The sequence below is a fragment of the Fulvivirga marina genome, assembly GCF_016775155.1.
Lineage (GTDB): Bacteria > Bacteroidota > Bacteroidia > Cytophagales > Cyclobacteriaceae > Fulvivirga > Fulvivirga marina.
In genome coordinates this window covers 158,040-177,991 of the sequence record NZ_JAEUGD010000004.1, presented here as the reverse complement: position 1 = coordinate 177,991, position 19,952 = coordinate 158,040, and the positions used below count along the sequence as shown (strand labels likewise).

At 41.8% G+C, this 19,952-nt stretch carries 21 protein-coding genes and 1 riboswitch; of the genes, 10 read left to right on the top strand and 11 right to left on the bottom strand.

Annotated elements, in window-relative coordinates; translation table 11 throughout:
* A complete protein-coding gene (gene hrpB / locus JMN32_RS02555; RefSeq protein WP_202854707.1) occupies positions 1-2,490 on the bottom strand; it encodes an ATP-dependent helicase HrpB in 2,490 nt (829 codons plus the stop codon).
* Positions 2,491-2,682: 192 nt separating this feature from the next.
* Between hrpB and JMN32_RS02550 the strand changes: the two genes are divergently transcribed.
* Positions 2,683-4,050 (top strand): WG repeat-containing protein, encoded by a 1,368-nt coding sequence (locus tag JMN32_RS02550; protein WP_202854706.1) that lies wholly within the window; start codon positions 2,683-2,685, stop codon positions 4,048-4,050.
* Between the two features lie 32 nt (positions 4,051-4,082).
* Here JMN32_RS02550 and JMN32_RS02545 read toward each other — a convergent pair whose 3' ends face one another.
* On the bottom strand, positions 4,083-7,193 hold the full coding sequence (locus tag JMN32_RS02545) for an eCIS core domain-containing protein (RefSeq protein WP_202854705.1): 3,111 nt from the start codon (positions 7,191-7,193) through the stop codon (positions 4,083-4,085).
* 228 nt (positions 7,194-7,421) lie between these two features.
* On the opposite strand from JMN32_RS02545, the gene JMN32_RS02540 reads away from it, so the two are divergent.
* Both JMN32_RS02540 and JMN32_RS02535 read left to right on the top strand, forming a co-directional pair.
* A complete protein-coding gene (locus JMN32_RS02540) occupies positions 7,422-7,649 on the top strand; it encodes a DUF4372 domain-containing protein (protein WP_238354315.1) in 228 nt (75 codons plus the stop codon).
* Between the two features lie 152 nt (positions 7,650-7,801).
* Positions 7,802-8,086: a hypothetical protein gene (locus JMN32_RS02535; protein ID WP_202854704.1), complete on the top strand. Its 285-nt coding sequence runs from the start codon at positions 7,802-7,804 to the stop codon at positions 8,084-8,086.
* A 4-nt stretch (positions 8,087-8,090) separates the two neighbouring features.
* Here the strand turns inward: JMN32_RS02535 and JMN32_RS02530 are convergent, their stop codons facing one another.
* Positions 8,091-8,336 (bottom strand): hypothetical protein, encoded by a 246-nt coding sequence (locus JMN32_RS02530; RefSeq protein ID WP_202854703.1) that lies wholly within the window; start codon positions 8,334-8,336, stop codon positions 8,091-8,093.
* Between the two features lie 359 nt (positions 8,337-8,695).
* Here JMN32_RS02530 and JMN32_RS02525 point away from each other — a divergent pair, with 359 nt between their 5' ends.
* Genes JMN32_RS02525 through JMN32_RS02505 form a run of 5 tightly spaced genes read left to right on the top strand, consistent with a single transcriptional unit; the run spans position 8,696 to position 10,848 of the window.
* Positions 8,696-8,935, top strand: a complete 240-nt coding sequence (locus tag JMN32_RS02525) for a thioredoxin domain-containing protein (RefSeq protein ID WP_202854702.1) — start codon at positions 8,696-8,698, stop codon at positions 8,933-8,935.
* A gap of 1 nt (position 8,936) precedes the next feature.
* Positions 8,937-9,656 (top strand): hypothetical protein, encoded by a 720-nt coding sequence (locus JMN32_RS02520; RefSeq protein ID WP_238354314.1) that lies wholly within the window; start codon positions 8,937-8,939, stop codon positions 9,654-9,656.
* 49 nt (positions 9,657-9,705) lie between these two features.
* Positions 9,706-9,963, top strand: coding sequence for a DUF2024 family protein (locus JMN32_RS02515; protein ID WP_202854701.1), 258 nt, complete (start codon positions 9,706-9,708; stop codon positions 9,961-9,963).
* A 35-nt stretch (positions 9,964-9,998) separates the two neighbouring features.
* Positions 9,999-10,247, top strand: coding sequence for a hypothetical protein (locus tag JMN32_RS02510; RefSeq protein ID WP_202854700.1), 249 nt, complete (start codon positions 9,999-10,001; stop codon positions 10,245-10,247).
* A gap of 1 nt (position 10,248) precedes the next feature.
* Positions 10,249-10,848, top strand: a complete 600-nt coding sequence (locus JMN32_RS02505) for a MarR family winged helix-turn-helix transcriptional regulator (protein WP_202854699.1) — start codon at positions 10,249-10,251, stop codon at positions 10,846-10,848.
* 154 nt (positions 10,849-11,002) lie between these two features.
* Here JMN32_RS02505 and thiH read toward each other — a convergent pair whose 3' ends face one another.
* From thiH to JMN32_RS27465, 8 genes are all read right to left on the bottom strand, one after another.
* Positions 11,003-12,115, bottom strand: a complete 1,113-nt coding sequence (gene thiH / locus JMN32_RS02500) for a 2-iminoacetate synthase ThiH (RefSeq protein WP_202854698.1) — start codon at positions 12,113-12,115, stop codon at positions 11,003-11,005.
* Entirely contained in the window at positions 12,112-12,879 is a 768-nt protein-coding gene (locus JMN32_RS02495) for a thiazole synthase (protein ID WP_202854697.1), read from the bottom strand. The genes thiH and JMN32_RS02495 overlap by 4 nt, the downstream gene beginning before the upstream one ends.
* Positions 12,863-13,513 (bottom strand): thiamine phosphate synthase, encoded by a 651-nt coding sequence (locus tag JMN32_RS02490; RefSeq protein WP_202854696.1) that lies wholly within the window; start codon positions 13,511-13,513, stop codon positions 12,863-12,865. Before JMN32_RS02490 ends, JMN32_RS02495 begins: the two co-directional genes overlap by 17 nt.
* Positions 13,510-14,259, bottom strand: coding sequence for a hydroxymethylpyrimidine/phosphomethylpyrimidine kinase (locus JMN32_RS02485; RefSeq protein WP_202854695.1), 750 nt, complete (start codon positions 14,257-14,259; stop codon positions 13,510-13,512). The genes JMN32_RS02490 and JMN32_RS02485 overlap by 4 nt, the downstream gene beginning before the upstream one ends.
* Positions 14,256-14,864: a thiamine phosphate synthase gene (locus tag JMN32_RS02480; protein ID WP_202854694.1), complete on the bottom strand. Its 609-nt coding sequence runs from the start codon at positions 14,862-14,864 to the stop codon at positions 14,256-14,258. Before JMN32_RS02480 ends, JMN32_RS02485 begins: the two co-directional genes overlap by 4 nt.
* Entirely contained in the window at positions 14,865-16,736 is a 1,872-nt protein-coding gene (gene thiC / locus JMN32_RS02475) for a phosphomethylpyrimidine synthase ThiC (protein WP_202854693.1), read from the bottom strand.
* Positions 16,737-16,761: 25 nt separating this feature from the next.
* Positions 16,762-16,965, bottom strand: a complete 204-nt coding sequence (thiS, locus tag JMN32_RS02470) for a sulfur carrier protein ThiS (RefSeq protein ID WP_202854692.1) — start codon at positions 16,963-16,965, stop codon at positions 16,762-16,764.
* Between the two features lie 46 nt (positions 16,966-17,011).
* Positions 17,012-17,103, bottom strand: a riboswitch (TPP riboswitch).
* A gap of 225 nt (positions 17,104-17,328) precedes the next feature.
* Entirely contained in the window at positions 17,329-17,457 is a 129-nt protein-coding gene (locus JMN32_RS27465; RefSeq protein WP_262896690.1) for a hypothetical protein, read from the bottom strand.
* A gap of 189 nt (positions 17,458-17,646) precedes the next feature.
* On the opposite strand from JMN32_RS27465, the gene JMN32_RS02465 reads away from it, so the two are divergent.
* Together JMN32_RS02465 and JMN32_RS02460 are read left to right on the top strand one after the other, a co-directional pair.
* Positions 17,647-18,246 (top strand): alpha-ketoglutarate-dependent dioxygenase AlkB family protein, encoded by a 600-nt coding sequence (locus JMN32_RS02465; protein WP_202854691.1) that lies wholly within the window; start codon positions 17,647-17,649, stop codon positions 18,244-18,246.
* 195 nt (positions 18,247-18,441) lie between these two features.
* Positions 18,442-19,944: an ATP-binding protein gene (locus tag JMN32_RS02460; RefSeq protein ID WP_202854690.1), complete on the top strand. Its 1,503-nt coding sequence runs from the start codon at positions 18,442-18,444 to the stop codon at positions 19,942-19,944.
* Positions 19,945-19,952: the final 8 nt, after the last annotated feature.

Genomic DNA, 19,952 nt, shown 5'->3' with positions numbered 1-19,952 from the left:
TTATTTCTTGTCTCTTTTCTTCACTCCCCTTAAAGCCTCGGCAGTCCAGGGGTCTTCGGGCCAGCTGTGCTTAGGGTAACGCCTTTGAAGTTCCTTTTTTACTTCAAAATAAGCATTGTCCCAGAAACTTCGCAGATCTGATGTTACCTGAACTGGTTTAAATCCTGGCGATAGCAAGTGCATGAGTACAGAATTTTTCCCTTCATTGACTTTCGGTGTGTCAGCTAGTCCAAATACTTCCTGGAGCCGGACAGCAAGTACGGGCGAAGAGCCATCAGCTAAATACTGTAACTTAACGGCCGATCCACTGGGAACATTAATTCTGGATGGTGCCAGTTGATCAAGGGTTGTTTGCTTTTCCCAATCCAGGGAATGGTGAAGTATATCTACCAGGTTAATTTTCTTGAGGTCTTCAGGTTTTTTCACCTGATCCAAATAGGGAGATAACCATTCCTCATTGGTGATGAGTAAAGTTTGGGTGCTCACGTCGGGCCAGTTTTCCTGAGGTCGCCATTTCCTAATGCTGAGCACTCGGTTTTGCCATTGAGTAACGCTTTCATCAAAATTCAGTAAGTTGGCCCCTTCAGTTTTTACAGCCTCAGAAATGGCTTTTACCAAATGTTTGCTGTCAGGTGAGGGCAGTGGTTTGGATTGCAACACAATACAACCAATGCGCATATCTCTTGTGGCGATTAATCCCCCTTTGCGAGTGTCCCAAGTAATTATCTCCTGTTCTTTTACCAGAGGCACAAGGTCTTTTGGGTTCAGGGGCGATGCCATGAAGATCTTTCCCATACCATCTCGGGCATCGACATTAGCTATAGCTAGCCAGGGTTCGTGAGCCAGGTCATCCCGGTGGCCTGCCATGGCATACTTTCCATTAGCTAATTGAAACTGAGCGTTGTTTCCGGGGCGAGCATAAGCTATACGTTCCGGGTAAGCATGAGCTAATAGCACGCCGGTTGCATATGGATCTACAGGTCCATTTTCCTCATCTTTGTCGAACAATTTACGATATGAAGCGGCTACCTTTTCTATTCTTCCAAACTTTTTACCTTGTCCCTTGCCTGTTCGGTACCTTCTTAAGGCTTCAATCCTGAGGTTGATATCTATGCCGGATTCTCTGGGTAATGGGTCTCTTTCTTCAAGAATGGCGGCCACATCACTGGCCAGTTCAAGCATATCATCATCCTCAGCCATCAGTAGCATATGCGCAATCCTTGGGTGGCAGGGTAGGCGATGTATATTTTTACCATGCTCCGTAATGCGCCCGTTTTGTAGAGCATCGAGCTGATGAAGTGTGTCAGAGGCTTGGGAAAGGGCACCTTTTGGAGGAGGAGTGAGCCAGGTGAGCTGATGCGCATCTACTATTCCCCATTGCGCCATATCCAGTACCAGAGGAGCCAGGTCCGCTTCCATAATTTCAGGTACACGGTGTTCTCCAAGCCTTTCATGAGTTGCTTTAGTCCACATCCGGTAACAGACCCCGGCACTTAGGCGTCCTGCGCGCCCTGCCCGTTGGTCTGCTGAATCTTTAGTGATCTGGACGGTTTCCAGTCTCGATAACCCAGATTTTGGATCGAAGCGAGAAGTACGTCCATAGCCTGTATCAACTACAATTTTAATTCCTTCAATGGTAAGACTAGTCTCTGCAATTGAAGTAGCCAGTACTATTTTGCGTCGCCCTTTTTTGTCGGGCATAATGGCGCTGTATTGTTTGTTTTGAGGTAATTTTCCATATAATGGGTGAATGACAAAGTCAGGTAATGCCCTTTTTAGCAATTCTTCACATTTCCTTATTTCTCCTTCTCCCGGGAAAAATACTAAAGCATCCCCTTCATTTTCTTTTACCGCCTTTTTTACAGTTTTAGCTGTCATTTCCGGAAGCATCATTAAATCTGATTCACCATCATAGATTACCTCAACGGGGTACTGTCGTCCTTGGCTTTCTGAAACCGGTGCATTAAGAAGTTCCGTAAGTTGAGGCATATTCAGCGTTGCAGACATAATCATAATGCGCAAGTCGGGTCTGAGTACTTGTTGAGCTTCGCGACATAAGGCGAGTGCTACATCAGCATGGATACTTCTTTCATGAAATTCATCAAATATTACGAGTCCCACTCCCTCTAAAGCATTGTCACTATGGATCATACGTGTTAGAATACCTTCGGTTAGCACCTCTATTTTGGTGTCAGAGCCTGTGCGATTTTCAAAACGGATGCGATAACCTATGGTTTTGCCTACGTCGTCACTAATCAACTCAGACATGCGATAGGCAATAGATCTGGCCGCTAGCCTTCGAGGCTCAAGCATGAGTATTTTCTTCCCTTCTAACCAAGGTTCATGGAGTAGAGCAAGGGGTAGCAATGTGCTTTTTCCAGCACCTGGAGGAGCATTGACAATTAGCGTGTTGTCTTTTTTAAGATTGCTTCTGACTTCAGAGATAATGTCTACTACAGGAAGATCAATGTTAAGAGGATCGAACGACAAGATTTATGTATAAGTTTAAAGTTGGTCAAGTTATTGTGACTGTAAAATTACAAACTTTACAACAGAAAATGATCAAATGGATTTGAGGTGCAATATTTAACCAGGAATGATTTTAGTTCTGGCATAACTGTTTTGAAAGTATTAGATGGTTTGATCAGAAGCTTTATATTTACGGCGTAAGACATTTATGGTATGAAAACATTAATATCCAGATTACTACTGATAGTTGTTTTATTTTTTTTATTAATGAATGAATTCCACGCACAATCAAAAAAGGAGAAAGCTGACCTGCACATTTGGGTAAAACTTGAGGGTAAATGGGGGCTGATTGATGGGAATGAGAAATGGATTGTTGAACCGTCTTATGATAACTGCAAATCGGTTATTAATGATTTGGCTATTGTTACTTTTTTAGAAGATTCTTCAACAGGAAAGAAAGAACTACGTAAGCACGCTGTAATTAATAGCAAGGGTGAAGCCTTGTTGGAATTTGAAGCTATTGATGCGGAGTTTATGGAAACCTTTGAGACCATTGTTTTTGAAAAGGAGACAGGTAAGGGGGCTATGAATTTAAAAGGAGAAGTTTTGCTGGAGCCTGTTTACAATGAAGTGAAAGAGGATTACACTAATCAGGAGAGGTTCCTTGTAAGGGATGATAAAAGGTGGGGATTGCTAAAAGCAGGTGGGAAAATTCTAGTTCAAAGATTATATGATCGTATAGAAACAGCTTATACTAACAGGTATATTGTGACTGAGGGCGGAAAATCAGGTGTTATTAATGAGCAAAATGAAGTTGTAATTGAAATAAAATTTCCCTCGATAAGGGCAAACAAACGTACTGTATTTTTTGATCAGGTTTATTTGTATCCACAGGTTTGGGCCTTTACAGATTCTGTTAATTTTTTAATTGATATTCGAACCGGAATTGTGAAAATTAAAAGCGAGGTCAATGTGCCCCCTGTAACAGATGAAATTGGCTGGATTCCCTATATTATGAATGGAAGTAAAGGATATGTTGATCAGGAAGGTCATATGTTATTGGAGATAGATTCTGGATATACTGATATATATTACTTCTCGGACGAAAGGGCCGTAGTAAGAAAAAAGGCCATCAAACCGGATAATACAGGACCCTTCCCCGGCGAAATTTTTGGGGTAATAACTAAGGAAGGGAAAGAAATTATTAATGGTTACAGCTTTATGACACCGTTTACCCATGGTATGGCCGCCTGCTTGAGTGACAACAAATATGGGTATATAAATACTGATGGAGATGTTAAAGTGCCTTTTGAGTATGATGAGGTAGAGTTTTTTTACAGGAATGGGCTGGCGCCAGTAGTAAAAACAGGAAAGTATGGCTTAGTTAATACAGAAGGAAAGGAAATTGTAGAGCCTGCATTTGATGAGCTTGAAAGCATACGCAATGGTGATCACTATATTGCAAGAATCGCCAATGAGTACGGTGTTTTAACCAAACACGGAACATTGGTGTTACCTGTAAAATATCAAGACATCCGGGGTTTTCAAGGCGTGCAATACAATTTTATATCTGATAACTAGTAGTTAAAAGCATCACGGATTAGAATCCGTTGTTAATGCTCATCGGTTCCTCTAAATGTTGCAAATCCCATATTACGAGCTTTGATGTAGTCTTTGACAACATCTTTGTTTGATAAAATATAGCCTTTTACTGTATCCTTCCACCAGTTATTCTCTTTTGGGTGATTGATAATTTGACGACTGGTGGTTAGTAGCTCATTTATATTTGTGTTTCCTGTACTTATAGCACTCTGCTTGAAACCAGAGTTCACGGTAAGGTTGCCTTGTAAGTTTGCAGAAAAACCTTTTACGTGCTCTGATCCCTCCAGGATATTTTTCTGATGAGAAGTGTATGATGGAGCGTTAAAAGCAATTGCTCTGTCCATTGCAGTCAGTACGGCTGCATAGGAAACCTTATTACGCTCAAAGCCTTGTTTGTTTTGGTTGGATATCAGGTATTTAACAAATTGAGCGCGCATGGTGATCATATGCCCATAAACCTGCTCCCTTGCTTCCAGAGAGTTTGCTGCTTCTGCTTTATTAGCCAAGTCTTTCAATAACTTAGCGCCGTTCTGAAGATCAAGAGGTCGGACGTTTTTATCAACAATTTTTAAACTGCTGTCTGCTACTTTGAATATATTATCAAGCTTTTCAGTTATATAGGTATTCTTTCCTATAATTTCAGTCGCTTTGATTAGTTCATGATTATCTTTGAGGTATTTTTGAACATCGGCAGGAGCACTGTCAAGTTTTAGAAGCAGGGTACTTACCTGTCTGAGAGAGTCGGCGGACTCCTTCTTGGCGGCAGTTAGATCAGGTTTAACACCTTCTGCATAGCCATGTTCAATAACATGTTTTCCTTCTTCAAGATTCTTGTCGGCATCCTCTTTACGTTTCTTTTCCAGTCCATCTACGTAAGAGATTGCAGCTTTTTTGTTTCCCCATACCTTTAACATTTTGTCCTTTATTTTCTTATCGGCCGCTACAGCCAATTGAAAACCTAATCCAAAAAACACACTGTTCTTGTGATCTTTAGATATTTGCGAATGAGAAGGGCCTGCAACCGCTTTTTCAGGGGTAGATTGCAAGGTGTTTACCCGGGTTTTAGCATCTGACAAACGCGATGCCCGCATGTCTCCGTTGGTATCAATTTTATTAAGCTGAGGCTGTATATAGTCATTCATTTTCCCTTCATCGGCAACAACTCTTTTGTTTGATTCAAGTACACTTACCATACTGGAATCAGCAACATTTGTTTCAAGTACCAAAGAGTCGATCTGATCTGCTAAGGGAAGCATAGCATTGTTATAAATAAATGTGTTAACAGCCATTGTTATGGCTTTAGTCCATTTAGGTGTAATTTTCCATGCCGCCTCAACCATGGAATTTTGAAGCATTACAATATTTTCAATGCCGATAAAGTTGAGAGTGACTAAAACACTTTTAGGGATACCTGTTGACTGTATAATTTGTTCCTGATTACCCGGATCAGACAGGTTTACATCCATTTGCTGCGCTAGCTTTTTTGTAAACTGATTTTGAGCCTGTATTTCTTCAAGTGATGCAGGTGCTTTTGGGGGTTCTCTCAGAATATGAGTTAATTCATGCCCAACAGACTCCATAGTATCTACTGATGAAAAAGAACCTGTAGCTAATACACTCCTTTTCTCTTTTTTTCCTGAACCTGTAGGTACACCCACATCAGGAGTGAAAGATTGTATTTCTATCTTCCCGTTGGCATCTCTAAGATCTTTAAATATTCCTGATAGTTCACCATTCAAAAGCTCTGCCGCAGCAATCTCAACATAATTTGAATGAGCGAAAAGATCTTCAACAGCATGCATGGCTGCTCCAAAGTGTAAAAATCCCTCTTCGTTTCTTCCTTTTTCGGCGGCTAGTTGCAGACGTTTTTCAACGTGCTGGTTTGTTCTCCTTATGTAGCCCATTACTCCGGTACTATCTACTTCAAATATTCCCAGACTCTTGCCTGGTATTGCACTGGTACCCGGGTTGGTTGAATGTTGAGCGGTTTTATATTTTTCTGGCGTAGTAGAGGCTTTTTCAGGATTCACATAAGTTTGATTCTCCATTTCGGCTTTAATCTTCGGAGGAGTTTTGCTGTACTCAGACCCTTCTATAGCGCCAACCGGGCTATCCAAATGTTCAGCAAGAATGTAATAGCCCATTTGTTCTGAAGTAGGGGCCTTTCCGAACTTCTGTAGAGCCACATAATTTAACATGGCATATAACGTGTCTGCACCGAGCATTTCCATAGCCGCTGGTACAAAAGCCTGATTAACATCACGCATCCAGTTACCGTAATATATCATGCTGGCCTCATCCTGAGAAAAGTCACCGTTGGCGGTAAGGGCATTACGAGATGCACTCTCATGCAAAGGTGCTTCAAACCGTTGAATCGGAGCATCAATGTTCGTTCCATTCAGACTTTTAGCCGCTTTACGTTGAGCAGTATGGCCTTCACTGGTTGAAGCCGCTTTTCTACCCATTTCATCAGCTTCCCTTTCAAGTTCCGGATCATCATTTACTGGCAGGCCCTTAGCTTGGGTTGTGGCTTTTACACGACCCTGGCTTTGCTGTACCACATGGGTCAATTCATGACCAATCAGCTCTTGCCCACTTTTAGAGTCAGGGTTATACTGGCCGGGAGCAAAATGGATATCCTTACCCTGAGTATATGCTAAAGCCCCTATATCTTTTGCTTTGGGGGAGTTATTATGAATTTTAACATTGGAAAAGTCGGTGTTAAAAGCCCCTTCCATCTGGCTTTTGACAGCATCAGGAAGACCATTGGAAGAGGAGTTGTTAGCGGTATTCATGGAGGAAGGTAAAGGGTCATCTTTCATCTGAAGAGTTGAGGGTTTGCTCTGGCTTTTATCTAATTGAGCTGCGTTTTTTTGCAACTGCGTGAGGGGAGGATTGGTGCCCAATTGAGTCGCAGATATTTCCAGGCTGGTTTTTGGGCGATCGTTAATACTTTTAGCTGCCGTTTCAAGTGGAGTAGCGGGCGGAGTAAAGCTGGCAGTACCATGTACGAAGGCGTTAGCTTGTTGTAGGCTGTCACGGTTTGTTGTTATTTCGGCTTTCTTGCTATTATTTAGAGAAGTTGTTGTAGGTTGGTTCTCTTGCGGTATGCTCTTGCTCATTCTGTCAATAGTGTTAATATAAAATATGGGGGAGGGATAAATATAATATTATTCGATCTGCTGAATGCAATAAGTAGTGCTTTAAATTGATCTTTTATCAATAGCGTCCTAAATACTAATGAGAGGCCGTGAATTTTAGCCTGAAAAGATTGATCGGCCGATTTTTAATAAATTGGTGCAGGAAAACAAACTGACAAAGGATGCAAAGGTTTTGATAGCTGGACTCATTTGGTATCCAAGCTGTTTTGCCATTTTGCTAAGAACACATCGGTCAGTGACATCTCCAATGGGCTTCTTTCTTGCAACGGGAAACTCAACCATTTGGGCGTCAGGAAAGCTCTGTCCAAATCAAGCGTAAGTTACCAGAGCAAGCGTAGAGAGGCGGGTTTGTTCAAAGATCTGTACTATGTACTGTTAAAGGATTTAGGACAGCATTTGAACCGATTAACTTTTTAAGCTGTCAGCGGGAGGACATATAAAGGGTAGGTAGAAGTGGTTTTTACTAAAGTCTTAACATTCTAAATGTTAGAATGTAATAAGAGCTTAAAAAATTTCATATTCTGAAGATTTATTACTATCTATATATTGATCCCAAAAATCATCGGCCTATGGTAACTTCTAACCCCAGAAAAGACCTCCTGAATCACTCCTTTAGACTTAGGTATAAAACATGCGACTTAAAGTCCAAGCTAACAGCACTGATACTTTATGTAGAAGAATGTGATGATCTGGACGAAGAAAAAAAACAGGAAATAATGCGCATTTGCAATGTGATTGCACAGAGAAACAATGATTTGATAAAAACGGAGTGTGTGCTTATTGAAACGTTAAAGGAACTTCTTCCAGGGGCTGATAATTGTGAGAATAACTCAATGCTCACTACGGTGGCTTGAATTATTACCGTTCCAGTTTTTCTATTATGTCATCTACAGATTGAATGAAAGCCTCTCTGTGCTGTTTTGAGAGTAGATACCTTCTCTTCATTAGCCTTACCGACATATCATCCATGATGAAATGGTTACAAAAGAAAGCTAACCTGTCATCCTCTGAATGCATGTTTTTATACTTAGATCTTTCAGTGGGCGACTCCATGATGAGCTCCACCTTATTCATTAACAAATCTGATTCTTTGTCAGGATGCATACTGAGTGTTAAAGTTACTATAAACTATGGCAAGATAATTTTTTTATTGGGATCATCATTAATTTCTTTTGAGAAATTAATTACAAGCGTAAAAAAATCCTTCATGAAACCCGCCGGTTTTTTCACAAAAACTGCCCTTCGGAAAAACCTTGGCTGAAATAGGGGAATAGTTGCTCCGGCGTGCGATAAATAGTGATTTTAATGTGTTCTGACAGCAAGTGATGGCTGATTTTTTCTTTAAAATGGGAAGTATTTTTCGAATTATCTAACTAAACCATTTCAAAATTTTTAAAGATCTATTTGTAATAGTTAGGAATCCTAACTAAAATTGCAGCGTAATCATTTAAACAATTCTTATTATGGAAAAAGCAGTATTTTATCATGCAGGCTGCCCGGTTTGTGTAAATGCAGAGCAGGACATTTTGAAAATCATTGATCGCTCAAAGTATGACCCTGAGGTAGTTCATTTAGGCCAGGATCCAACTCGTATTCCCGAAGCCGAAGTAGTGGGAGTAGAGTCTGTTCCGGCGCTATGGCTAAATCAAAATGTACTTCATATCAATTTTGGAGCAAGTTTAACCGATGTTAAAAATGGATAAGATGATGAGAAAAGCAATTTTATTGTTGGCGGGCTTTGTGCTTTCTGTAGCTGTTGTAGCTCAGCCAGGGAGTGAGTTTAAAGCTTCCAGAGACCTGATCATTAAAGGTGCATCCGTGAAATATCACAGTGAGTTGGATCTTCTGGTTTTCCAGATTGATGTAGCCGGAGTGGCCGGAAAGACCGTACCTAAAGCCAAAGGACAGCTTAATGGTGCGCCAGTGCTTGGCTATGTATTTCCCACGTCACTGAAGTCTACAGATGTTGCGTTTGGTGATACCGAGGGCATCGTTGCCCTGGCAATAACAGCGCACCCTGATTTTGATGACACGCCCCTGTGGGATGAAAACAATGACAGGGACTACAAAAATGATGGTGTGGTATGGCATACACATTGGGTTGTGTTACAAAGTGATGACCGGGTTCCCGGCGGATTGTCGGTGAAACAATTTGCAAAAACTGATGCTGTCGTATTGCCTCCAACAAACCCAGGTATGCCCATGTATATGGACTCTCCCGGTTACAGCGTGTTAACTATGGGCAAACAGTTGAAGGTATTGGTGCCTTTGAAAAGAATTTATGAACAGAAGGAGTTTAAGTATGATGCCGTGGCTGCCTTTATGCAGGTAAACACAACAGATGCGGGTAAACCGATGTTGGGAGTGTATGAGGTCTACAGTGTATTGTCGGGTGATCTGTCGTTGCCTTATACTGTAAAATAGTAAAACTTTTTTTGCGATAATTAGTTAGGAATCCTAAATTTATAATTTGATGCAAGTTTCTGTATTTGATACTTATGTAAAAAAGAAAGAGGGAGGGTTGATGCATTTTGATATTCTTGTGCCGGTGGAGTTGGGATATGATAAGGTGATTGATTATGGTAAGGAATACCTGAAAAGTAAGGAGCAGGAGGGACAGTCAATGACGGCCAGAGAATGTAAATTTTGTCATATTGAGCAGGCAACGGATGAGGTACAGCTCGATATTGAAACACGAGGTTATCATATTATAGAAATGCAGGGGTGTTAAGCCCCTGCTTTTTTGAGTTTTAAAGTTAATTTGACATGGATAGTTTTTATGAATTCGTTCAGGAAAAGGTTAAGTCCAGAACCTATGTGAAGGTGCAGTACTTTACTGATATTCATGAATTTCTGACGGTGACGGCCGTGGCCAAAGAATTGAAGAATGGTGATGGTATGGAGCTGCTTGTATTAGCTTCAGGAGAGGAGGTACGCTTTGACAGACTGGTAAGGGTAGATAAAATGGTAGCACCTAAGTATAAAGATATTATGGATTTTACCTGTGACTGCTGATATGAGTATTTTTAATCCGGAGAAGCATACCCAGCGCGATGTAAAAATCGTGGCTGCCCTGGAGCGGATCTCACATGCCTTTAAGGTTATGCAGCTGAGTATGGGGAAAGAGCATAGCCTTAGTCCTATCCAGATGCAGATCCTTATGTTTATCCATTTTCATCATGAGCAGCTATGTACAGTGAGTTACCTTGCTCAGGAATTCGATATTACGAAAGCTACGATCAGTGATGCTGTAAGAGTTTTGATCAAAAAGGGACTGGTGGAGAAGACGGTTGATGATAAGGACAGCCGCAGTTATTCCATAAAGCCTACATTAACCGGGAAGAATGAAATAAAGGAGATGAAAGATTTTGGTCTGCCAGTACTTCAGGCACTGGAAAATATTTCAGACTCGGAAAAAAACGACTTTTTACATTCACTTTTGCAAGTGATCAGGTATCTGAATAAATCCGGAGTAATCACCATTCAAAGAAGCTGTTATAATTGCAAATTCTATGAAAAACTTCAAACCGGTCACCATTGTAACTTGTTGAAATCTGATTTGGCTAATACCGAAATTAGGATAGATTGCCCTGAATTTATTGATGCAGGCAAGTAAGCAAAATGATTTGTCGGGGGTACAGACCATGGAATGGAGGTAAAAGTTTACTTTTTCACCTCCAAAAACCGATTACTTGACACCGATCATCACCGAACACCCTGCCTGAACCTCAGACCCCCACTTCTGTCTTCTTTCTTCCGTCTTCAGACTCTCAAGAACTATACGCCCTATCCCAGTCTTTCCAGACAGGTTCATAACCTTGCCTTGTAAGCATTTCAGCAATTTGAGCAGGAGATCTTTGATCGTCAATTTCAAACTGCTCCAGCGATTCAGGAGCATTGGCATAGCCACCGGGGTTGGTTTTTGAGCCGGCGCTCATTGAGGTGATCCCCAGTTTAATAACATTGTCGCGGAATTTGTTGGATTCCCGCGTTGAAAGAGACAGTTCTACCTCTTCATTTAAGATTCTGTAGGCACAGATCAACTGTACCAACTCCCGGTCTGTCATTTCAACCTTTGGAGTTAACCCACCTGCATGTGGTCTGAGACGAGGAAAGGATATGGAGTACTTGGTTTTCCAGTATTTTCGCTCGAGGTATTGCAGGTGCAGAGCAGTGAAAAAGGAATCTGCGCGCCAATCTTCAAGGCCAAACAGAACTCCCAAACCAATTTTATGAACACCTGCACTTCCCAGCCTGTCAGGGGTTTCCAGCCGGTAATTGAAGTTAGATTTTTTGCCTTTTGGGTGATGCTTTTTGTAATCATTTTCATGGTAAGTTTCCTGATATACCAGTACAGTATTCAGTCCTAGTGGGATCAGTTCTTCATACTCATGCTGGTCCAATGGCTGTACTTCCAGAGAAATGTGTGAAAAAGATGGCTGTATCAGTTTTAAAGCCTTTTTGAAATATTCAGTCCCTACCGTTTTGTTGGCTTCGCCTGTGACCAGCAATATGTGGTCATAACCCATAGCTTTGATATGAGCAATTTCTGATAGTATTTCTTCCTCTGTGAGTGTTCTTCTGGGGATTTTGTTGTCTAAGCTAAAACCACAGTAAGCGCAAATGTTCTGGCATTCGTTAGACAAATACATCGGAATATACATTTGAATAGTTTTTCCAAATCTCTTTTGCGTCAACCGATGGCTTAATTGGGCCATTTGCTCCAGGTATGGAGTTGCTGCCGGAGAAATCAAGGCCATGAAGTCCTCAAGATTTCGCTGAGATTTGGATAGGGCTCTTTCTACATCCAGGGATGTCTTTGCATAGATCTTCCCCTTTATATCCTCCCAATTGTATTTTTCAAAAACTTCGCTGAAACTCATAGTTCGTCTATAAATGAGGTTAATGGACTGCTGGCACTGGCGTGACCAGTAGGTTGTGCCAGTTTGGCTTCATAAGCTATCCGACCCGCCTCTACGGCCATTTTGAAAGCCCTGGCCATGGCTACAGGGTTTTCAGAAACTGCTATGGCAGTGTTTACCAGCACCGCATCTGCTCCGATTTCCATAGCTTTTGCTGCATCTGAGGGAGAGCCTATGCCGGCATCTATAACTACGGGTATGTTGCTTTGCTCAATGATGATTTCCAGGAAATCGATGGTCCTGAGCCCTTTGTTACTGCCAATAGGAGACCCCAGTGGCATAACAGCAGCAGTTCCTACTTCTTCAAGCCTCTTGCACAATACCGGGTCAGCATGGATGTATGGTAAAACGATAAAACCTTTCTTTACCAGTTGCTCTGCGGCAAGCAGGGTTTCCACGGGGTCTGGCAATAGATATTTAGGATCAGGGTGGATTTCCAGTTTGAGCCAGTTGGTTTCCAGGGCCTCCCGGGCAAGCTCAGCGGCAAATACTGCTTCCTTTGCATTGCGTACTCCTGATGTGTTGGGCAGCAGGTTAAACTGAGGGTTATCCAGATACCCGAGGATGTGATCTTCTTCATTGTTTAGCTCCACTCGTTTAAGCGCCATGGTTACGAGCTCACTGCCACTTTCCAGTAGGGCAGTTTTCATAAGTTCGCTGCTGTTGAATTTACCCGTTCCGGTAAACAAACGGGAATTGAACGTTTTGTTAGCTATTGTTAGCATAATCTATTGGCTGTTTTACAATATCAAATATGGTTTGTGTGGTTTGAAGCATATCCTGCGCATTGATGATCATGGACGAAGCCGCAATGCCGTGAACACCCGCTCCGATCAAAGCCGGTATGTCGGTGATGGTAATTCCACCTATAGCGATTATAGGAATGTTGATATTATGCTCGCTACACTTTGAAAGTATGGTACGATAGCCCTCCAGTCCGAGGGTAGGGCTAAGTTTTTCCTTGGTTGTTGTGAACCTGAATGGACCAAGACCAATATAATCAGCACCAGCCTCATTGTGTTCGATAATGTCTTCCAGTGTATTAGCTGTTGCTCCTATAATTTTTGATGTTCCCAGTATTTTTCGGGCGGAGACTACAGACATATCTTCTTTGCCCAGATGTACACCGTCGGCTTTTATAAGACTGGCAATAGTGGGGTGGTCATTGATGATGAGCCGTGCACTATACTTGTTACAAAGCCTTCGGGCTTCCCATGCCTGAGCTTCTACTTCGGCAACAGGTCTGTTTTTTATTCTGAGCTGTACCCACCTGACACCATTTTTAAGCGCCTCTTCCATGGCCGAGAGGTGGGTGAAATGTTCATTTTCCTGAGTTATAAAATGTAATTTGTCGATCATGATACGCTGGTTTTATTGTGCCACCCCAGCAATGAGCTATGGGATGATAAAAACTTTTCGGTATAGGTTTTGGCTGATATACATGATTGAGGAAGACCCTGACCAAGGGCAAGGCTGGCAGTAATGGCAGCAGATAACACGCATCCTGAGCCATGTTTTGAGGCTATAGATACGGTATTAGCAGCGAATGTCATTTTATTGCCCTGGCTAAATAAATAGTCAGTTCCCGGTGATTTTTCATGATGACCCCCCTTGAGGTAAATGTTGCATAGATATGAAGCATCCACAGCTTTTTTCTCCTCTTTGAAAAGTGTTTCGAACTCCGGGAGGTTAGGAGTGATCAGGTAAACACCTTTAAGTAAGGTGCTCAACTCTTGATCGTTTTCGAAAAACTGAAAGCCTGAAGAGGAGCGAAGTACTGGGTCCCAAATGATTTTAATCTCCGGGTTGTGCTTTTGCAGGAGCCTTTTGATGGCAGCAAAACACTGGCTGTTTTCCAGAATACCTACTTTTACCCAATCAACTTCATACTTCTTGAGCAAAACATTCAACTGCTCGAGGATCACTTCAGTTTTGTGCCAGTTGACACTGTATACTTTGTTTTCATCCTGAACGGTATTAGCAGTGGCTACACCTAATCCATATACACCATGTTGTTCCATGGTTTTGATGTCGGCCAGCAATCCGGCCCCTCCGCAGGGGTCAAATCCTGCAATTGTCATTGCGATTGGGTGAATTGTGCTCATGAGTATGTGTTTTCTCTGTAGATCTCCTGTATTAAGGTAGCCGCTTTTTCGATAGCAGTATCCGGTTGCTCCCATAAGGTGCCCATTACTGCGGCACCGTAAAACCCCATGTTAAGAACCTCCTTTATATTTTGCTGACTGATTCCTCCAAGGGCAAATATTTTATGCCCTTTCAAATCATCCGGCACATGGCTCAAGTCAGGATTAGCATGATATCCTTTTTTCGAAATGCTGTTATAGACCGGGCTAATAAAGCAGTAGGAGCATGTTTTTAAAGCTTTCCTTGCTTCATCCCAGCTATGCGTAGAGGCAGATAATTCATGATGAGCGGGCAGAATAACTCTGCCCTTAATTATATGCTCATAAGATAAATGCAAACCTCTGGTTTTAGCTTTTAAGGTTACTTCCGGGTAATAATGTACTGTAATTTTGTCTCTATACGGTGATGGTACTTTAGTCACCAACCCGAGTAAGTGCTCAACACTCATACCCGGTTTGCGCACATGAATTTTTCCAACACCGACCTCGAGAAGTTGTATCCAGAGGTCGGTTTCATGGTCAAGAGCATGTTCTGGTGTAATGACTATCAGTTTATCCGTGGACATTTACAGGTATATTTCAGACCCCGCTTGTTTAAATTCCTTAGACTTTTCCTCCATACCTTTTTCCAGAGCCTTTTCTTCATCGCTCAGTCCCTTTTCAGTAGCATAGTTTCTTACATCCTGTGTTATTTTCATACTACAGAAATGCGGGCCACACATAGAGCAAAAGTGAGCGACCTTAGCTCCCTCAGCAGGCAGGGTTTCATCATGAAACTCCCTGGCCGTATCCGGGTCCAGTGAAAGGTTAAACTGATCTTCCCAACGAAATTCGAAACGGGCTTTACTCAACGCGTTGTCCCTGTATTGAGCTCCGGGATGTCCTTTGGCCAGGTCGGCTGCATGTGCAGCGATCTTATAGGTAATTACACCGTCTTTTACATCCTTTTTATTAGGCAGACCCAAATGCTCTTTAGGAGTTACGTAGCAGAGCATGGCTGTACCGAACCATCCGATCATAGCAGCTCCTACAGCAGAGGTAATGTGATCGTACCCCGGTGCAATGTCTGTGGTTAATGGTCCTAAGGTATAGAAAGGAGCCTCATGGCACTCTTTCAATTGTTTGTCCATGTTCTCTTTGATCATATGCATAGGCACGTGTCCCGGGCCTTCGATCATTACCTGTACATCATGTTTCCAGGCTATTTTTGTTAACTCTCCTAAGGTTTCCAGTTCAGCAAACTGAGCTGCATCATTGGCATCTGCCAGTGAGCCGGGACGCAAACCGTCACCCAGAGAGAAGGACACATCATAAGCCTTCATGATCTCACAGATCTCTTCAAAGTGTGTGTAAAGGAAGCTTTCTTTGTGATGAGCCAGGCACCACTTGGCCATGATAGAACCACCGCGTGATACAATACCGGTCAGCCTTTTGGCAGTTAGGGGAATATATTTTAATCTTACTCCAGCGTGAATGGTAAAGTAGTCTACACCCTGTTCGGCCTGCTCAATGAGGGTATCTCTGAAGATTTCCCAGGTTAGATCCTCTGCTTTGCCGTTTACTTTTTCCAGTGCCTGGTAAATAGGTACTGTACCAATAGGCACCGGCGAGTTTCTGATGACCCATTCACGGGTTTCGTGGATATTTTTACCTGTAGAAAGGTCCATAACCGTATCAGCCCCCCAGCGGATGGCCCATACCATTTTTTCTACTTCCTCCTCAATGGACGACGTTACAGCAGAGTTACCAATATTGGCATTGATCTTTACCAGAAAATTTCTGCCTATGATCATGGGTTCTATTTCCGCGTGGTTGATGTTGGCAGGTATGATGGCACGTCCTGCGGCTATTTCATCTCTTACAAATTCAGGGGTGATAAATTTTTTTGGTGTGTTGGCACCAAAGCTGTGTCCCTGATGCTGATCAAAAAGAGAGTCTTTCTCGTTGTAGAGCTCTTCCAGTCGTTGATTTTCACGAATGGCTATATATTCCATTTCAGGGGTAATGATGCCCTTTCGTGCATAGTGCAGTTGAGTGACATTTTTCCCGGCTTGCGCTTTCAGTGGTTTTTTAAGGTGTTTGAACCTTAATTCGTTCAAGGTTTCGTCATTCAGCCTTTGGTTGCCGTAATCGGATGTGATGCCCGGCAACTCTTCCACATCTTCCCTGTCAAGTATCCAGTCTTTTCGAAGTTGAGGCAATCCTTTATTTACATCAATATCCACATTGGGGTCAGTGTACGGACCGCTGGTGTCGTATATGGTGACACTATCATTTTTGATCATTTCCCCGGTTGTATGATCTTGGGTATCGTGTAGCCCGATTTTACGCATGGGTACTTTGATATCGTGAAGTTTACCACTTACATATATTTTTTTTGACTTTGGGAAAGGCGCTCTGCTGATGACTTCAGCACCCGGTGTTTTGTCTTTTCGCATAACAATGGATTTTTTTTAATGAGAATTAACCACCCTGTGTAGCACGGATGATCATGATTTTGTCATAGGGTTGTAGAATATATTCGCCCCATGTATCTCTGGGGACAACGCTGTCGTTTACGGCCACAGCAATACCTTTGGCAGAACTAAAGCCGCGCTGCTCCAATACCTGATGTAGAGGAGATTTTTCAGAAATAGTAAAGGGTTGTTGATTGATTAGTACCTCCATAAGCATATTATTTTTACTTTAGGAGGTGCACAGTGAAGGGAATACTTCTGTGTTCCTTACTTTTCCCTTCGCCAGTATTACCTGGATCAGGTTTTGAGGGTAAAGTCTCAGCCTTTTACAGCACCCCTAAAGTTTGAATTCAATGTTAGTCAATATGTTGGAAACGGCAAAATGTTGGAGGAGAATTCGGTTATCTGTGTTTGACCGGTGGTCAGTAAAACTTAAAACGGGGTGTGTTAAAGAATCAAAATTTTGATGTTTCTATGTCACTAACTATCCCCTTGAGGGATTATAGGGGTGTTTTAAACCGATAAACCGTGCGCAGTGAAAATGTGAATAGTAAACGATAAAAAAACCGATGATCTAATGCTCATCGGTTTTGCTTTTATTTTTGTTTGCTCTGTTTTTCTTGGCATTTTCTGCAGTTGCCTGAATCAGCAACCGGTCGAATGGGCTTAAGTAGACATCATCTACTTTGTTGTCTGTTTTCATATCTTATTTTAACTTTTTGATTTACATTCATATTTTTAATACCGTGGGTCAAGTTGTGCAGGCTGTAGTGAATTTTAACATATTCCTAAAATTCATATTTATAATAGATTGTGCATATAATTAAACGAGTTTAGCTAGCTATTGTTTGATGAAATGTATTACTAAATTTTTAAGAAATGCCACATTATTATGAAGCTCTTTGATACCGCTTTGGAAAACTGTTTGCCGAGTGATGGTATAGCTAAATATTATGGTGTTGTACTCAACCGGGAGAGGGCTAATGACTATTTACAGTGTTTGATAGATGTGGTAGACTGGAAGCACGATGAGGTAGTGGTTTTCGGTAAAAAACATATTACCAAGCGGATGATGGCCTGGTATGGAGATAGTAACTTTAGCTATACATATTCCGGCACCACTCGTCAGGCATCACCATGGATCAGACAACTTTTGGAGCTTAAAGAACTTGTGGAAAAACTGACCTTAACAACGTATAATTCCTGCCTTTTGAATTTGTATCATCATGGAGAAGAGGGCATGGGGTGGCATAGTGATGATGAGGATACACTGGAACCCAGGGCAACAATAGCTTCACTTAGCCTTGGGGCGGAGCGTAAGTTCTCTTTTAAACATAAACGAACCGGAGAGACCGTTTCAGTAATGCTGGAAAATGGCAGTCTGTTGGCAATGATGGGGGAGATTCAGGAAAACTGGCTTCATAGCCTGCCCAAGACGAAGAAGGTTAAAGAGCCAAGGATTAATCTTACGTTTAGGAGGTTTAGTATTTGATATTCAGGTTGTTGTGTTTTTCTGAATGAGGGGCTGCTTATGAATGGTATGTGGTTGAGTGTATATTTTATAGAATTAACCTTTAATCAATGTAATATTATTTGTTTAAACTGACTTTTTTTGAGTTTGAATTCGTTGGTAATTAATTTTTTTTCTGGCTATGTTTAATTTTTGATTTATTGTTAAGTTTTATAAATGGAACTGACCGATCTGGTAAAGCAAAGTTCAGTAGGGAAAATACACGATTTCAATGGGGAAAATACATTGATTTCTGTTGGGGATCATGATTTTGAAGCCAATACACAGAGTCTTCATACTGAACTTGGGTGGCTCGAAAAAATTATAGCTCTTCGCATGGAGGGGTTGAATGCCGAGATGGAAAATGTAACTTCTGACAATGGAGTGGTTCCGGCAAGCGAGCAGGAGACTGGGATATATGGACACTTTGTTCAGGAGCATGACCTGAATGAGGTAGATCGGCTATTGTTGATTTTGTGTTTTGCCGCTCAGTATAGTCCTCAAATACTGGATGCTTTTCTGAAAAAAAGATCAGATAACACCGGAGTTTTAAGAGAGATAGGAGGGGTTTATAGCCGGGAAAATGGTCAGTTTATTCCTACACTACAAACAGCACTGTTTCTGCTCAGTGGAGGAAATCAGGCAAAAGTAGCCTCGTATTACCACTACTTTCAAAATAACCACTTTCTTTTCAGGGAGCAGATCATTACGCTGGAAAGCATCAGCCAGAACTACGACTATCTGGCCGGATATATGCTCAAGCTGGAAAAGAGTTATTTTGACTATTTTCTGATAGGCAAAAGACCACGGCTTGATGGTACCTCGAACTTTCCCGCTACACTTCTGGAAACTGATAAAAAGTTTGAAGACCTGATTTTGCCAGATACAACCAGAGACCAGTTGAAGTCATTGATGGACTTTATCCGGTTCAGAAAAGAACTTTTTAACGAAAGTGATGTGGTAGGGAAGATCAAGCCCGGGTTTACCACATTGCTTTATGGGCGGCCAGGTACTGGTAAAACGATGACAGTGTCTGTGATAGGTAAGCACCTGGGAGTAGATGTCTATATTGTTAATCTGTCACGAGTGGTTTCCAAATACATAGGAGAAACAGAAAAGAACCTGGAGAAGATATTTGAAAGGCTGGAAGGTAAAGATTGTATCCTGTTTTTTGATGAGGCCGATGCACTCTTTGGTAAAAGGACCGAGGTGAAAGATGCCAAAGATCGTTATGCTAACCAGGAAGTAGCTTATTTGCTGCAACGTATAGAAAAGTGCTCCTGTCCTGTAATTTTGGCCAGTAACTATAAACAAAATCTGGATGATGCCTTTAAAAGAAGAATTTTAACTTTTATACATATTCCACCTCCCGAATCGCACGAGAGATTGCAAATGTGGCAAACAGGTCTGCCATCATCATTCCAATACGAACCTGTTAATTTACCGGAGAAACTCGCTACTGACTATCCACTTACCGGAGCTAACATTTCCAATGTTATCAAACTGGGGTGTATACACGCTATGTCAGAAGGTACAAAGCAAATTACACTCGGACATTTGGAAGGGTACATACAACAGGAAATGCGCAAAGAGAATATGAATGTGAAACCCATGGTAAATACCGCTGCTTCCCGTATGGGGTCCAGGCCAGGAACAAAAACCAGTATGAGACCCCGATAGCTTTAGGA

Excerpts from the sequence above, each read along its gene's own strand:
- thiH (WP_202854698.1), bottom strand. The coding sequence starts at position 12,115 with ATGAGTTTCAGCGAAGTTTTTGAAAAATACAATTGGGAGGATATAAAG.
- thiC (WP_202854693.1), bottom strand. The coding sequence starts at position 16,736 with ATGCGAAAAGACAAAACACCGGGTGCTGAAGTCATCAGCAGAGCGCCT.
- JMN32_RS02490 (WP_202854696.1), bottom strand. The coding sequence starts at position 13,513 with ATGATCGACAAATTACATTTTATAACTCAGGAAAATGAACATTTCACC.
- thiS (WP_202854692.1), bottom strand. The coding sequence starts at position 16,965 with ATGGAGGTACTAATCAATCAACAACCCTTTACTATTTCTGAAAAATCT.
- JMN32_RS02535 (WP_202854704.1), top strand. The coding sequence starts at position 7,802 with ATGGTAACTTCTAACCCCAGAAAAGACCTCCTGAATCACTCCTTTAGA.
- JMN32_RS02485 (WP_202854695.1), bottom strand. The coding sequence starts at position 14,259 with ATGAGCACAATTCACCCAATCGCAATGACAATTGCAGGATTTGACCCC.
- JMN32_RS02460 (WP_202854690.1), top strand. The coding sequence starts at position 18,442 with ATGGAACTGACCGATCTGGTAAAGCAAAGTTCAGTAGGGAAAATACAC.
- JMN32_RS02525 (WP_202854702.1), top strand. The coding sequence starts at position 8,696 with ATGGAAAAAGCAGTATTTTATCATGCAGGCTGCCCGGTTTGTGTAAAT.
- JMN32_RS02510 (WP_202854700.1), top strand. The coding sequence starts at position 9,999 with ATGGATAGTTTTTATGAATTCGTTCAGGAAAAGGTTAAGTCCAGAACC.
- JMN32_RS02515 (WP_202854701.1), top strand. The coding sequence starts at position 9,706 with ATGCAAGTTTCTGTATTTGATACTTATGTAAAAAAGAAAGAGGGAGGG.
- JMN32_RS02520 (WP_238354314.1), top strand. The coding sequence starts at position 8,937 with ATGATGAGAAAAGCAATTTTATTGTTGGCGGGCTTTGTGCTTTCTGTA.
- JMN32_RS02465 (WP_202854691.1), top strand. The coding sequence starts at position 17,647 with ATGAAGCTCTTTGATACCGCTTTGGAAAACTGTTTGCCGAGTGATGGT.
- JMN32_RS02480 (WP_202854694.1), bottom strand. The coding sequence starts at position 14,864 with ATGTCCACGGATAAACTGATAGTCATTACACCAGAACATGCTCTTGAC.
- JMN32_RS02495 (WP_202854697.1), bottom strand. The coding sequence starts at position 12,879 with ATGCTAACAATAGCTAACAAAACGTTCAATTCCCGTTTGTTTACCGGA.
- JMN32_RS02505 (WP_202854699.1), top strand. The coding sequence starts at position 10,249 with ATGAGTATTTTTAATCCGGAGAAGCATACCCAGCGCGATGTAAAAATC.
- JMN32_RS27465 (WP_262896690.1), bottom strand. The coding sequence starts at position 17,457 with ATGAAAACAGACAACAAAGTAGATGATGTCTACTTAAGCCCATTCGAC.
- JMN32_RS02545 (WP_202854705.1), bottom strand. The coding sequence starts at position 7,193 with ATGAGCAAGAGCATACCGCAAGAGAACCAACCTACAACAACTTCTCTA.
- JMN32_RS02530 (WP_202854703.1), bottom strand. The coding sequence starts at position 8,336 with ATGCATCCTGACAAAGAATCAGATTTGTTAATGAATAAGGTGGAGCTC.
- JMN32_RS02550 (WP_202854706.1), top strand. The coding sequence starts at position 2,683 with ATGAAAACATTAATATCCAGATTACTACTGATAGTTGTTTTATTTTTT.